The organism is Trueperella abortisuis (genome assembly GCF_030811095.1).
GTDB lineage: Bacteria > Actinomycetota > Actinomycetes > Actinomycetales > Actinomycetaceae > Trueperella > Trueperella abortisuis.
Genome location: NZ_JAUSQL010000001.1, coordinates 389764 through 401912, shown reverse-complemented (window position 1 = coordinate 401912; position 12149 = coordinate 389764). Strand labels below are relative to the sequence as shown.

Annotated in this window: 9 protein-coding genes and 1 pseudogene; all 10 read right to left on the bottom strand. The window is 66.8% G+C overall.

Translation table 11 applies throughout. From position 1 onward, the window contains the following. Positions 1-80 precede the first annotated feature (80 nt). Positions 81-1769: a phosphoenolpyruvate--protein phosphotransferase gene (ptsP, locus tag J2S45_RS01665; protein WP_307634337.1), complete on the bottom strand. Its 1689-nt coding sequence runs from the start codon at positions 1767-1769 to the stop codon at positions 81-83. Further along, positions 1769-2035 carry an HPr family phosphocarrier protein gene (locus J2S45_RS01660; RefSeq protein ID WP_296931744.1) on the bottom strand — a complete coding sequence of 89 codons (267 nt, stop codon included), beginning with the start codon at positions 2033-2035 and terminating at the stop codon, positions 1769-1771. The genes ptsP and J2S45_RS01660 overlap by 1 nt, the downstream gene beginning before the upstream one ends. Positions 2036-2122: 87 nt before the next feature. Further along, positions 2123-2944, bottom strand: a pseudogene (locus J2S45_RS01655) (PRD domain-containing protein); the annotation flags it as partial. A gap of 2 nt (positions 2945-2946) precedes the next feature. Further along, positions 2947-5010, bottom strand: a complete 2064-nt coding sequence (locus tag J2S45_RS01650; RefSeq protein WP_307634336.1) for a glucose PTS transporter subunit IIA — start codon at positions 5008-5010, stop codon at positions 2947-2949. A 208-nt stretch (positions 5011-5218) separates the two neighbouring features. After that, positions 5219-5398 carry a hypothetical protein gene (locus J2S45_RS01645; protein WP_307634335.1) on the bottom strand — a complete coding sequence of 60 codons (180 nt, stop codon included), beginning with the start codon at positions 5396-5398 and terminating at the stop codon, positions 5219-5221. A gap of 37 nt (positions 5399-5435) precedes the next feature. Continuing rightward, on the bottom strand, positions 5436-7610 hold the full coding sequence (locus J2S45_RS01640) for a YhgE/Pip domain-containing protein (protein WP_307634334.1): 2175 nt from the start codon (positions 7608-7610) through the stop codon (positions 5436-5438). Then, positions 7610-8434, bottom strand: a complete 825-nt coding sequence (locus J2S45_RS01635) for an ATP-binding cassette domain-containing protein (RefSeq protein WP_307634333.1) — start codon at positions 8432-8434, stop codon at positions 7610-7612. Before J2S45_RS01635 ends, J2S45_RS01640 begins: the two co-directional genes overlap by 1 nt. An 81-nt stretch (positions 8435-8515) precedes the next feature. Then, positions 8516-9880 (bottom strand): PFL family protein, encoded by a 1365-nt coding sequence (locus tag J2S45_RS01630; protein ID WP_307634332.1) that lies wholly within the window; start codon positions 9878-9880, stop codon positions 8516-8518. A gap of 7 nt (positions 9881-9887) precedes the next feature. After that, positions 9888-10148 carry an ACT domain-containing protein gene (locus J2S45_RS01625; protein WP_270975127.1) on the bottom strand — a complete coding sequence of 87 codons (261 nt, stop codon included), beginning with the start codon at positions 10146-10148 and terminating at the stop codon, positions 9888-9890. Positions 10149-10288: 140 nt separating this feature from the next. Further along, entirely contained in the window at positions 10289-12037 is a 1749-nt protein-coding gene (gene spxB, locus J2S45_RS01620; protein ID WP_307634331.1) for a pyruvate oxidase, read from the bottom strand. Positions 12038-12149 lie beyond the last annotated feature (112 nt).

The window sequence follows — 12149 nt, the reverse complement described above, 5'->3', positions numbered from 1 at the left end:
ATCTAAGCCCGAAAAGGCCGGAATTCCCAAGCAAAACCACCAGACTCACCAGTTAGCAACACCAGAGCGCCGCAGCGCCGCTACAACAGCCCTCTCATCCTGGGGTGAGCCAACTGCTCGACAGCAGCACGCGCGTCAGACGCGGTTTGCGCATCCACCGCATAGGCAGCCATCTGTTGGCAGGTGGCGCGCGAGTGCAGACGCAGGGCCGCACGCACGGCCGCCACCTTCGGCGGTGCCATCGACAGCGAGCTCACACCCAGTCCGACCAGCACCAACGCGAGCAGCGGATCGCCTCCCGCCTCGCCGCACACGCCGATCGGCTTGCCCGTGGCGTCGCCGCCCTTGCAGGCGAACTTGATCATCTGCAGCACGGCGGGCTGCCACGGTGAGAGCAGGTCAGACAGCGCGCCCTGCATGCGGTCCGCAGCCATCGTGTACTGCGAGAGGTCGTTGGTGCCCAGCGAGGCGAAGTCAGCCACCGAGAGCAGGTCCTTGGCCCGGATCGCCGCGGCGGGAATCTCGATCATGATGCCAACCTTGGGCAGTCCGCGCTCGCGGGCACGCTCCGCGAACCAGGTGGTCTCCTCCATCGTCGCCACCATCGGCGCCATCACCCGCAGGTCGGCCTCCTTGCCGGTGGCCTCGTAGGCCGCGGCAAGCGCGTCGAGTTGGGTGAGCATGAGGTCCTCGCGGGCCATGGACAGTCGCAGGCCGCGCCGGCCGAGCGCCGGGTTCTCCTCCTCGCCGAGATTGGCGAAGCTCAGCGGCTTGTCCGCGCCGGCGTCAAGCGTGCGTACGACGACGCGCCGGGTGCCGAACGCCCGAAGCACCTGTGCATACGTCTCCGTCTGCTCCTCAAGGGAGGGCGCCGAATCGCGGTCAAGGAACAGGAATTCGGTGCGGAACAGGCCGGCTCCCTCCACGTCGCCCGCGGCGGCGTGTTCGGCGTCGGCCGCCGTACCGATGTTGGCCAGCAGCGAGACGGGGTAGCCGTCCTCCGTCATTCCCGGCCCGACCGACTGCGCGAGGACCGCTTCGCGCATCTTCGCCCGCGCCTCGAACGTCTCGATGTCTTCCGCGGTGGGGCTGACGACCACTTCGCCGGTGCCACCATCGATCGCGACGACGTCGCCTCCCTCGATCTCCATCGCACCCGGCACCTTGACAACGGCAGGGATGCCAAGCTGGGCGGCGAGGATCGCCGTGTGGCTGGTCGGCCCGCCTCCCTCGGTGATGATCCCGGCGATGACCTCGGGGTTCAGCCCCACGGTTTCGGCTGGGGCGAGGTCGCAGGCGAGGAGGACCGCCGGTTCGCTGACGTCGGGTACGCCCGGCATGGGCATGCCGCGCAGCATGCAGATTGTCCGGTCGCGCACGTCGTAGAGGTCGGTGACGCGTTCGGCCATGTAACCGCCGAGGTTGGCCAGCAGCGTGGCGTACTCTTCAACCGCGTCGTGGACGGCGCGGGTCAGGCCCGAGCCGGCCTTGAGCTTCTTGTCCGCGGCCTTGGCCAGCGCGCGATCCGAGGCGAGCTGGGCTGTGGCCTCAAGGATGGGGCGCGCGGTCTCCGATGCGGTCTCGGCGCGTTCGCGCAACGACGCCGCCACCGCGGCCATCGCCTCGCGTACGCGCACGCCGTCTCCGGCGGGGTCCGTGCTTGGCGGTTCGTGAGGGTCGAAGCCGGGGGCTTCCATCACCTTGACGACCGGGGCGGCAGCAAAACCGGCCGAGACGCCAATGCCAAAGAGTGTTCGACGACCCGCCATTACTCAGCGTCCAGGTCTCGCTCGAGCATGGCTGCGAGCTCAGCGAGGGCTGCCTCGGCTGAGTCGTCCTCGCTTTTGAGGGTGACGACGTCGCCGTGTTGGGCGCCGAGGGTCATGACCTCGAGTAGCGAGCTGGCATCAGCTTCCTCGCCGCCGAGCGAGATGGTGATGTCGAGGTCGGTGCCTTGCACTGCGGAGGTGAAGAGTGCGGCGGGGCGGGCGTGTAGGCCGACGGAGGAGCCGATCGTCGCGGTCTTGGTGATCATGGTGTTTTCCTTTCGGTGGGTATCCGCGCCGGCCTCCGGCTGTGGAGGCGGCGTTGGGCTTGCGTTGTGCGCAATGCGTGAGACGTGGAGGGCGAGGTAGGACACCTCGTCCCCGGTGAGGGGCTGGTCGAGCCGGAGCTCGATGAGGGAGGCAAGTGTGCGGGCGCACTGGTAGGCCTGCGGATCGGCGTCGCGGATGGCGATGCCTATGGCCGAATGCCTGTTTTCGAGTTGGTTGCGTTGATGGATGCGCACGAATAGGTAGCGCAGGTGGGTGATGAAGCGTCCCACCGAGACGGTGGCGGCGCTGAGGTTGACCCCGTAGAACTCTTCGATGACCTCGATGAGCTGCTGGAGCACGCCCGTCATGCGGTAGGTGAAGGAGAGGTCGCCGGTGGAGAAGCCGGCGTTGACGAGGTGCATGGCGAGCGCGGTGGCCTCCGCCTCGGGCAGAGTCGTGCGCCCCTGCTTGCCGAGTGCCGCGTTGAGGTGGGCTAGGATCTGGATCGCCTGTTCGTATTCTTCGGCATAGAGGGTGGAGACCTCGCTTCGGAACGGGTATGCGATGTGGAGCCCCTCCTGTGCTCGCTTCATGGCGAAGCCGATGTGGTCGGCGAGCGCGATGAGGAGCGTGGCGCTACCGGCGAGGGAGTCGGGCAGGCCGGCACGTGCCAGCACGTCGGTCATGAGAGTGATGTTCTCCAACGGGATGTCCGCCAGGAGCTCGGCGACGTGGTCGGAGTCGCGCCCGTCCGTCGGGACGAACACGCGCACCACCTTCGCCGGGTCCACGGCCATCCCGGCCTTGACCTGAAACCCGACCCCGCGGCCAGTGACGATGACTTCGCCCCCGCGAGCCGGGTCCTTGGCCAGGACCACGTTGTTGTTGAAGATTCTCAAGACCTCCATGTTTAGAGCGCCGCGCTTTCGATGGCGATGACGGGATCACCCGCGTTCACCGACGCCGGGGCTCCGGGCTTCACGGTGCCGAGGGCTTTCGAGTTGGTCACCGTCATCAAAACGGTGGTGGCGTAACCCGCGGCTGTGACGGCGTCGAAGTCGACGGTGACGAGCAGGTCGCCCGCCTCGATCCGCTGGCCTTTGGCTACGGCTACGTCGAAGCCCGCGCCGTCCATTTTCACGGTGTCGATGCCGACGTGGACGAGGACCTCGACGCCGTCGTCGGTCTTGATGCCGAACGCGTGGCCGGACTTGGCCACCGTCCGTAGCGTGCCGGAGACGGGAGCGACGATCGCGGACTCGGCCGGGATGATGCCGACGCCCTCCCCTAGGGCTCCCGAGGCGAAGACGGCGTCCCCAGCGTCGGCCAGTGTCACAACCTCGCCAGCGACGGGTGCGCCCACCGCGGTGGTCGTGCCCACCGCGTGCTCGGCGCCGGTCACCTCGCCGGCCGCCTCCTCCTCGGTGGCGAGGGTGATCCCGCCGGCGCCAACGCCAACCGCGGCGTCTGTGCCCTCGGCGTTCGCCGAGGCGCCGGCGCGGGCGGCCTCGCGCTCCTCAGGCGTGCGGTAGTCGGTGAAGATGATCGCGGTCATGGCAACGACGAAGGCCACGGCAATCGAGACCCCGTAGACCCACATCGGGTTGAAGACGGAAATGGTCAGCAGGGAGGTGAAGGCGAAGGCGTGGGTCTGGACTCCGTTGAACGGGGCGGACAGGAACGCGATCGTCAGGCCGCCGGCGAAGCAGCCCAGCAGCAGGCGCGGGTAAATGCGCTTGAAGCGTAGGTGGATACCGTAGAGCGAGGGCTCTGAAATGCCGCCGAAGAGGCCCGCGGCGAGGGCACCGAAAGCGGTCTGGCGCATCCGCAGGTCGCGCTCGCGCAGGGAGATGACGAGGACCCCGGCGGTGGCGCCGAAGCAGGCGAAGTTCCACACGCCCATCGGGCCCTGGATGAAGTCGTAGCCGAGGGTCTGGATGTTGATGAGCATGAGGGCGTTCAGCGGCCAATGCAGCCCGAGCGGCACGAGGAACGGGTAGAGCATCGGGATGAGGATGGCGAAGACAAACGGCGCATTCGTGTTCATCCAGGCAAGGCCGCTTCCGATGCCGGTGCCCATCCACACGCCGAGCGGGCCAATGAGGAAGGCGGTCACGGGGATCATGACGAGCATGGAGAAAAACGGCACGAACACCATCTGGACCGACGCCGGGAAGATCTTCTTCAGGCCGTGGAAGACGAGGGCGAGGACCGCCACCATCATGAGCGGCACGAAGACCTGCCCTCCGTAGTCGTTGAGCTGCATCGGCAGGCCGAAGATGTTCGAGGTGCACGACGTCGTGCCCAGGGTTTCGTTCGTCGTACACGTGGTCTCGGAGACGACGTTGGGGTCGGAGAGGCTGATGAAGTTCGGCGTCATGAGGGCGGCCATGATGGTGCCGCCGAGCCAGGGGTCAACGCGGAGCTTCTTCGCCGCGTTGTAGGCGACCATGATCGGCAGGAAGTAGAACACCGCCCGCCACATCGCATCGACGAACACCCAGGTGGCCGACTTGTCGGCGGCGCGGAAGTCGACGATGTGCAGGGCGTCGAGGACCGCCGTCGTGGCGATGATGAGCGAGGCGCCGAGCAGGACGCCGAGGATCGGGCGGAAGGAATCCGAGAGGTACTCGAAGAAGTTGTCCAGCCAGGAGAAGCGGCCGCGGGCCTTCGAGCGTGCCTGCGCCTTGATCTCGGCGTCGGTAAGCTGGCCCTTGCTCGCCATCTCCGGCAGGGCGTTGATCGCCGAGAACATGGACTCCACACCGCCTCCGCAGATGACCTGCAGGCGGTCCCCGCTCTGCGGCACGACGCCGAGGACGCCGTCCACGCCGTCCAGCGCCCGGGTGTCGGCCTTGCCCGCGTCAACGAGCTCGAAGCGAAGTCTGGTGGCGCAGTGGGTCAGCGAGCGAATATTCTCCACCCCGCCCACGTTGTCGATGATTGAGCGTGCGCTCGTGGCTGTCGACGTCATCGTCTCCTACTTTCGTTTTGTGGCTGATACCGCCGGCACTGGCGCCCGAGAACAAAAAAGACCTAAGGCCTCTCAACGACGCCTTAGGTCTTGCCTCAGTGAGTAACAACCCCAAGTGAGTGAATTCGAGACCATAGTAACCACACCGATCAATCCGTGACAAGCACCCGTGCCATTCTAGGGTTTTTCCGCCGTGGCGCGTGTGCTTTTAGCACATCGCGGCTAGCCGCCTGATCATGGCAGCGCGGGTCTCGACGTCGGCGCCGGCTTGCACCTGGATCTTCACCCCACGGTAGTCCTCGCGCCCGCCGCCCGCGCCGATGAAGCCGCGCACGCGGTCCTCGGTAAGAAGGCTGGTGGGCATCGCGGCGTAGGCTCCGACGATCATGTGGACTCCTTTTCTCGGGTGTGTGATCGGTTGGAAATCAGCGGGGGCGGATCGAGAACGCGTAATCGCCGGTGGATTCGCCGGTGACCATGGTCGGGTGCAGGTCGCGCATCCGCAGCACGCGCCTGCGCCCGACGAGCACGTACATGGCCGCCATCGAGACTACGGTGATCATGACGAGCACCGCCAGCGAGCCCCAATACTGGGTGTCCGTGCCGCCGGAGATCGCCACGCGGAAGGCGTCCACCGAGTAGCGCATCGGCGCGATCGAGGACAGCCCGCGGTAGAAGGAGTTGAGCACCTCGGTGGGGAAGGTTCCGCCCGACGCCGGCAGCTGCAGGATGAGCGCCACGAGGAAGACGGCGCTCTGCGGTGAGCCCAGCCACAGCCGCACCGCGTACCCCAGCGACATGAACGCCAGCACCGCCACGATCAGCAGAAGGATGAAACGCCACGGGTGGACCGGGTGCAGGCCGAGCAGGCCCCACACCCCCAGCCCCATGATCAGTGAGGAGGCCACGCCCATCACCGCGAACGGCGCAAATCCCTGCAATGTCATGGCCAGGGTCCCGGAGCGGGAGAGCAACGCCCGGCCCGGTAGCGTCCGCATGACGAGGAAGAATGTCACCGAGGAGATCCACAGCGCGATAGAGAAGAAGAACGGTGCCAGGCCGCGGCCATACGTTTCGGCGTTGTTGTCGATGATGACGTCGATGCTGACCGGGGAGGACATGATCTCGGCGAGGCGGTCGACCTCCGAGTCGGTCAGTTCCGGGATCTGAGCCACGCCCTGCTCGAGCCCGTCGGCAAGGGTGGCCGCGCCGGAGTCAAGCTGCTGCATCGCAAGGTCGAGCTGGGAGACCCCGCTGACCAGCTGCTCCAGGCCTGCGATCGCCTCGGGCAGCTTGCCGCTCAGGCCGGATAGCAGGGTGTTCAGCTGGTTCTTGCCCTCGTTGATCTGGTCAACGCCGGTGCGGATGTCGTTCGCCGAAGAGCCGAAGTTGCGCAGCGCGGTGTCCAGGTTGTCAAAGGAGGAGTCGATCGCCGCCATCGCCGAGTCCGCGGCGTCCACCGCGGATTTGGTGGCGTTGTAGTCGATGTTCGCCTGCAGGCTCGAGGTCAGGGAGAGCTGGCCGGAGACGCTGGCGGACAGGTCGCCGAGCAGCGAGGAGGACGCGGCGATGTCCTCTTGGAGCTGGGCGAGGAAGTCGGGGTCGTTGGCCAGGTCGGGGTTGACGGCGAGCTGGAGGAGGGCCTTGTTGACGGCGTCGAGGGCGGAGTTCGTCCTCCCAATCGTCGAGTTCGCGCTCCCGGATAGCTCGGCGCTGACCCCGGCGAGGTTGACGGCGTCGTCCTGGAGCTTGGGCAAGTTGTTGTTGACGTAATTGCGCAGGGGCTCGAGCGCGGCCTTGACGTTGTCCTTGCCGACCTTCACGCCGTCCGCGACGTTCTCCAGCCCGTAGACCGAGCCCGTTGCCCCGGAGACGCCGAGCAGCACGCTCGTGGCGCCGCGGTTGAGGGTGGCCATCGCGTCCGAGAGCTGTTTCATGTCGTCCTGCATTTCGGGCACGTCGAGGCCGGAGAGCCCCTCGTTGAGGGCGGAGACCCCATCCGCCGCCTGGCTGAGGCCGTCGGAGAGCTGGCGGGCGCCGTCGGCGGCGGTGTTCATGCCGTCGCGGATCACGGACAGTTGCCCGAACAGAGTGGAGAAGTAGGCCTCCCCCACCGCCGCGTTGACCTGCTCCTGGATGAGCGCCTGCATCTGGGACAGGAGGGAGCCGGCGATGAAACCGTTGGCGTCGTCGCGGTGGAAGGTGATGGTGGCGCGTTCGGGCTGGAAGCGCCCGGCGGCGACGAGGTTCGCCGAGAAGTTCTCGGGCACGGAGACGATCATGTAGACCTCGCCCTCGTGCAGGAGCCGCTCGGCCTCCGCCTCGTCGTCCATGAACTGCCAGTCGAAACCCTCCTGGTTCTTGATGGCCTGCACGAACAGGGAGCCGGCGTCGATGGTTTGTTCGCCGTATTCAACCGCCTTGTCGCCGTTGACGATCGCGACCTTGACCTTGCCGATCTCGTTGTACAGGTCCCAGTTGGCGTGCAGGTAGATGCCGCCGTAGAGGGTGGGGACGATGAGGATGAAGACGAGGGCTATGACGGGGATTCCGCGGAAATGCTTGAATTCGAGGCCCGCGGCGCGCAGCGGCTTGATCATTATTCCTCCGTGCCTTCCTCGCCAACCTTCGCTACGACGGTCTCCTCCAGGTCCGGGTCGAGCGGCTCGACTTCCTCCGGGGCCTCGGTGGCCTCGTCGATGGCGACGGGAGGGTCTTCGATCTTATGGACTCGCGAGAGCTTGGTGGGCGCGAGGTGGACGCGCATCGCGCCGACGGGCGCCGCGTTCGCGTTCGATGCGCTGACGATGACGACGTTGTTCTCCATGGTGGCCAGGCGTTGCAAAGTGGCGAACAGCGTTGCGACCTGGTGGGCGGGCACGTCACGGTCCGCCTCGTCCACGACGACGACGGCCGCCGGGCGCAGCATCGCGAGCCCCGCACACAGCATCGTCTTCTCGGCGGCGGGCAGGTCCTCGTATAGCGCGCCACGATCGATGCGGTAACCGAGGAAGTCCTCGATCTCTTCGGCGCGGTCAACGGCCTGGCTCAGCCTGATGCCGTCCTGGACGGCGCGTTCGCCGATGAGTTCGCCCACAGTCAGCCGGTCATCGGGGGCGGCGTACTGCCCGATGCGGCCAACGCTCGCGAGGGAGAGCACCGCGCGGGTGTCGAAGGCGGCGTCATGCCCGGCAACGAGCAGCTCGCCCGTCACGCGGCGAAGCCGGCCGGCGAGGGCGAGCAGGAGGGCTGAGCGTCCCGACCCGGAGGTGCCGTGCACGATGCAGAGCGTGCCGGGGGTGAGGGTCAAGTCGAGGGGCCCGAAGATCGGGCCGTGCACCGACGTGGCGGCAAGGCGTGTTGCGCGAAGCACGCTGCCGTCGTCGTTGCGGGTATCAACCTGGGGTTCTTTGTTGCGTCGCATCACGTTTCCCACTTTGACCTGGACTAACGCTCGCAGTCTACTGCCGCGCACCGGGAGCTTTAAACTTCTTCGCCGCCGGCGTTAGTTGCGCATGCCGTGCACGGGCGCGGGGATGAATCCGCCGCGCGAGATGAAGTCCGCGCTGGACACCGACCGAACCGGCATGACGGGCGCGTAACCGAGCAGCCCGCCAAAATCGACCTCGTCGCCCGGGACAGTGCCGGGCGCAGGGATGACACGCACCGCCGTCGTCTTGTGGTTCATGACCCCGATCGCGGCCTCGTCGGCGATCATGCCGGCGATCGCGGCGGCGGGGGTATCACCCGGGATGGCCACCATGTCCAGGCCGACCGAGCAGATCGCCGTCATGGCCTCGAGCTTTTCGATTGAGAGCGTGCCGGCGCGGACGGCGTCGATCATGTTGGCGTCCTCGGAGACCGGGATGAAGGAGCCGGATAGGCCACCCACGCGCGAACAGGCCATCATGCCGCCCTTCTTGACGGCGTCGTTGAGAAGGGTGAGCGCGGCGGTGGTGCCATGGGCGCCCACCTGCTCCAGGCCCATTGCCTCAAGGATCGCGGCCACGGAATCGCCCACCTCGGCGGTGGGGGCAAGCGAGAGGTCGACGATGCCGAAGGGCACGCCGAGGCGCTTGGCGGCGAGTTCGCCCACGAGCTGACCGGCGCGGGTGATCTTGAAGGCGGCCTTCTTGATCTCCTCGGCGATCTCGTTGAGCGGGGCGCCGCGCGCGGGTTCGATGGCATTGGCGACGACGCCGGGCCCGGACACGCCCACGTTGATGACGGTGTCCGGCTCCTCGACGCCGTGGAACGCGCCGGCCATGAACGGGTTGTCGCCCACCGCGTTGGCGAAGACGACGAGCTTGGCGCAGGCGATCGCGGAGCGGTCGGCGGTGCGGCGCGCGGCCTCCTTGATGACCTCGCCCAGTTGGGCGACGGCCTCCATGTTGATCCCGGCTCGCGAGGAGGCGACGTTGACCGATCCGCACACGACGTCGGTGTCGGTCAGGGCTCGCGGGAGGGATGCGATGAGGGCGCGGTCGGCGTCGCTCATCCCCTTGTCCACCAGCGCCGAGTAGCCGCCGATGAAGTTGACGCCCACCGCTTTACCGGCGCGGTCGAGGGCGTGGGCGATGTCGGCGACGTCGCCCTCCAGGCCCGCCGCGATCAGGGCGATCGGGGTGACGGAGACGCGCTTGTTGACGATCGGGATGCCCAGCTCGCGCTCGATGCCCTGGGCGACCTCGACGAGGCGGGCGGCTTGGGTGGTGATGCGCTCGTAGATGGCATCGCAGGTTTCTGCCATGGTGGAGCGGCGGCAGGAAAGGAGGGAGATCCCCATCGTGACGGTGCGGATGTCCAGGCGGTACTTCTCGATCATCTCCACCGTGGACAGGATGGACTGCGGGCTCGAATGGAATGTCACGGCGCACCTACAGTTCGTTCATCGCGGTGAACAGGTCCTCCGACTGGACCCGGATGACGGTAGCCTGCTCGCGCTCGACGACGGCCAGGCCCTCCTGGAGCTCGTCGATGGAGGAGGAGACCTCCACGCGGAGGATCATCGTGAAAAACCCGCCCATGAGGGTCTGGGAGATGTCGAGGATGTTGGCCTTGTGCTCCGCAAGCGCCGAGGTGACGCCCGCGACGATGCCCGGATGGTCCGAGCCGGTGACGGTAACAATTGCGTACATTGCCCCATCCTATCGCGGTGGCCTGGGAGGTTACAGCTGCCCGCGCTGGCGCGAGGCCAGGATGAGAGCCGAGACAAGGCCGAGAATCCGTCCGGGCGACGCGGGCGATCCTGACAAGCTAGCGCCGCCAGGTGAATCAGCTAGGCCCCGTGGCGCTCCAGCAGCTCCTCGACCGGGGTTAGCTCGGCGGCGTCGTACTGGGCGAGGAGCTCGCGGGCGGCCTGCGGCGCGAAAGCGAGCTTCTCCACCGGCAGGAGGCGGTCGTTGGTGATCTTCACGTCAATGAGCACCGGTTCCTTCGTCCCCTTGACCTCGTCCGCGATCCGCGCAAATTCGGCGGCCGTGCGGGCGGTGTAGCCCTTGACGCCAAGACCGCGGGCAACCTGAGCGAAGTCGATGTCGGACAGGGCCACGCCGGAGTGCGGCTGGCGAGTATCGTCCTGCTCGGCCTCGATGAAGCCCAACGACTTGTTCGTGAACACCACGTTGATAATCCCCAGACCCTGCTCGCGCTGCGCAACAAGATCGGTGATCGTCATGGCGGCGCCGCCGTCGCCGGCCAGCGTCCACACCTCACGCCCCGGATAGGACAGCCCGGCGGCGAGGCCGGCCGGCAGACCGAAGCCCATCGTCGCGTACAGCGGGGAGGTGACGAATGTGCGCCCCTTGCCCAGGTCGAGGAAACGGCCGGTGGCAATGTTGACGTTGCCGACGTCGACACCGAACACGGCGTCGTCGGCCGCGACCTCGTTGATCACCTTGTAGATCGCTTCAAAACGGGCCGGCGACTCCTCCACCCGCTCGGCGTTCCGGGCGATCCAAGCGTCCCACTCGGCGCGATCCTCAACCATCGCGTCGTACCAGTCCCGGTGCGCGGAGGTCAGGTCCTCCCCCGCCGCCTTGCGCGCCTTGACCTCCGCCAGCAGTTGGCGCAGGAAGGTCGGGGCGTCGGCGAGGATGCCGAGGTAGGCGGGGTGGCGGTCGCCGATCACGGAGGGGCGGATATTGACGTCGACGAACGTGGCCTTCGGGTTGAACATCGGGAACTCGAAGTTGGTGCCGATGAAGACGACGGCGTCGGCATGGAACGCACCGTCCACGCCCGGCTTGGTGGCCACGCGGCCGGTGGAGAGCATCCAGGCCTTCTCGTCGCCCTCAAGGATGGGCTTGGCCAGGTAGGTCGAACCAAGCGGAACCTGCAGGAGGTCGGACAGCTCGCGTAGCTCGTCGGCCGCACCCTTCGCACCCTGCCCGAAGTAGATGTAGGGGCGGCGCGCACCGATGAGGAGGTCGGCGGCCGCTACGACGTCGTCGTGTGCGGCGGGGCGCTCCCAGGCGACCTCGCGGTAGACGCCCGCACTCGAGACGTAGGTGTCTTCCACCTCCGCCCAGGCCAAGTCCTTCGGGATGACGACGACGGCCGGGCCGCGCTTTTCGTAGGCGGCAGCGATGGCCTTATCGATGACCATGGGCAGCTGGGCCGGGGTCATGACGGTGCGGTTGTAGACGGCGACGTCGGCGAACATGGGGTTCTCCGGCATCTCCTGGAAGAAGTCCTTGTTCATGTTCGAGGTGGGGACCTGGCCGACGATGGCAAGCACGGGGATGGAGTCAATCTTGGCGTCGTACAGGCCGTTGATAAGGTGTGCCGCGCCCGGGCCGGCCGACCCGAGCATGACGCCGATCCTGCCGGTCAGCTTGGCTTCCGCCACCGCGGCAAGCGAGCCGTCCTCCTCGTGACGCACGCCCACGTACCGGATCGTGTCCCTGTAGTTGTGGATAGAGTTCATCGTAGAATCGAGCGATCCGCCCGGAAGACCGTAGATGCGCGTAACGCCCCAGCTGTGGAGGACTTTCATCATTGCGTCGCCGGCGTTGATTGTTGCCATGAGATTCTCTCCTCATCATGCGCGGGGATCTCTTCCTCGCAACTTTTAGTTGAATCCTAAACTACTTTGGGGGTTGTGTCAAGCCCTCCGGCGCCCTCGCATCTCCTGACCA

Bases quoted from the DNA above. Each gene is read 5' to 3' on its own strand.
- spxB (WP_307634331.1), bottom strand. From the start codon at position 12,037: ATGGCAACAATCAACGCCGGCGACGCAATGATGAAAGTCCTCCACAGC.
- J2S45_RS01645 (WP_307634335.1), bottom strand. From the start codon at position 5,398: ATGATCGTCGGAGCCTACGCCGCGATGCCCACCAGCCTTCTTACCGAG.
- J2S45_RS01625 (WP_270975127.1), bottom strand. From the start codon at position 10,148: ATGTACGCAATTGTTACCGTCACCGGCTCGGACCATCCGGGCATCGTC.
- J2S45_RS01640 (WP_307634334.1), bottom strand. From the start codon at position 7,610: ATGATCAAGCCGCTGCGCGCCGCGGGCCTCGAATTCAAGCATTTCCGC.
- J2S45_RS01660 (WP_296931744.1), bottom strand. From the start codon at position 2,035: ATGATCACCAAGACCGCGACGATCGGCTCCTCCGTCGGCCTACACGCC.
- J2S45_RS01635 (WP_307634333.1), bottom strand. From the start codon at position 8,434: ATGCGACGCAACAAAGAACCCCAGGTTGATACCCGCAACGACGACGGC.
- ptsP (WP_307634337.1), bottom strand. From the start codon at position 1,769: ATGGCGGGTCGTCGAACACTCTTTGGCATTGGCGTCTCGGCCGGTTTT.
- J2S45_RS01650 (WP_307634336.1), bottom strand. From the start codon at position 5,010: ATGACGTCGACAGCCACGAGCGCACGCTCAATCATCGACAACGTGGGC.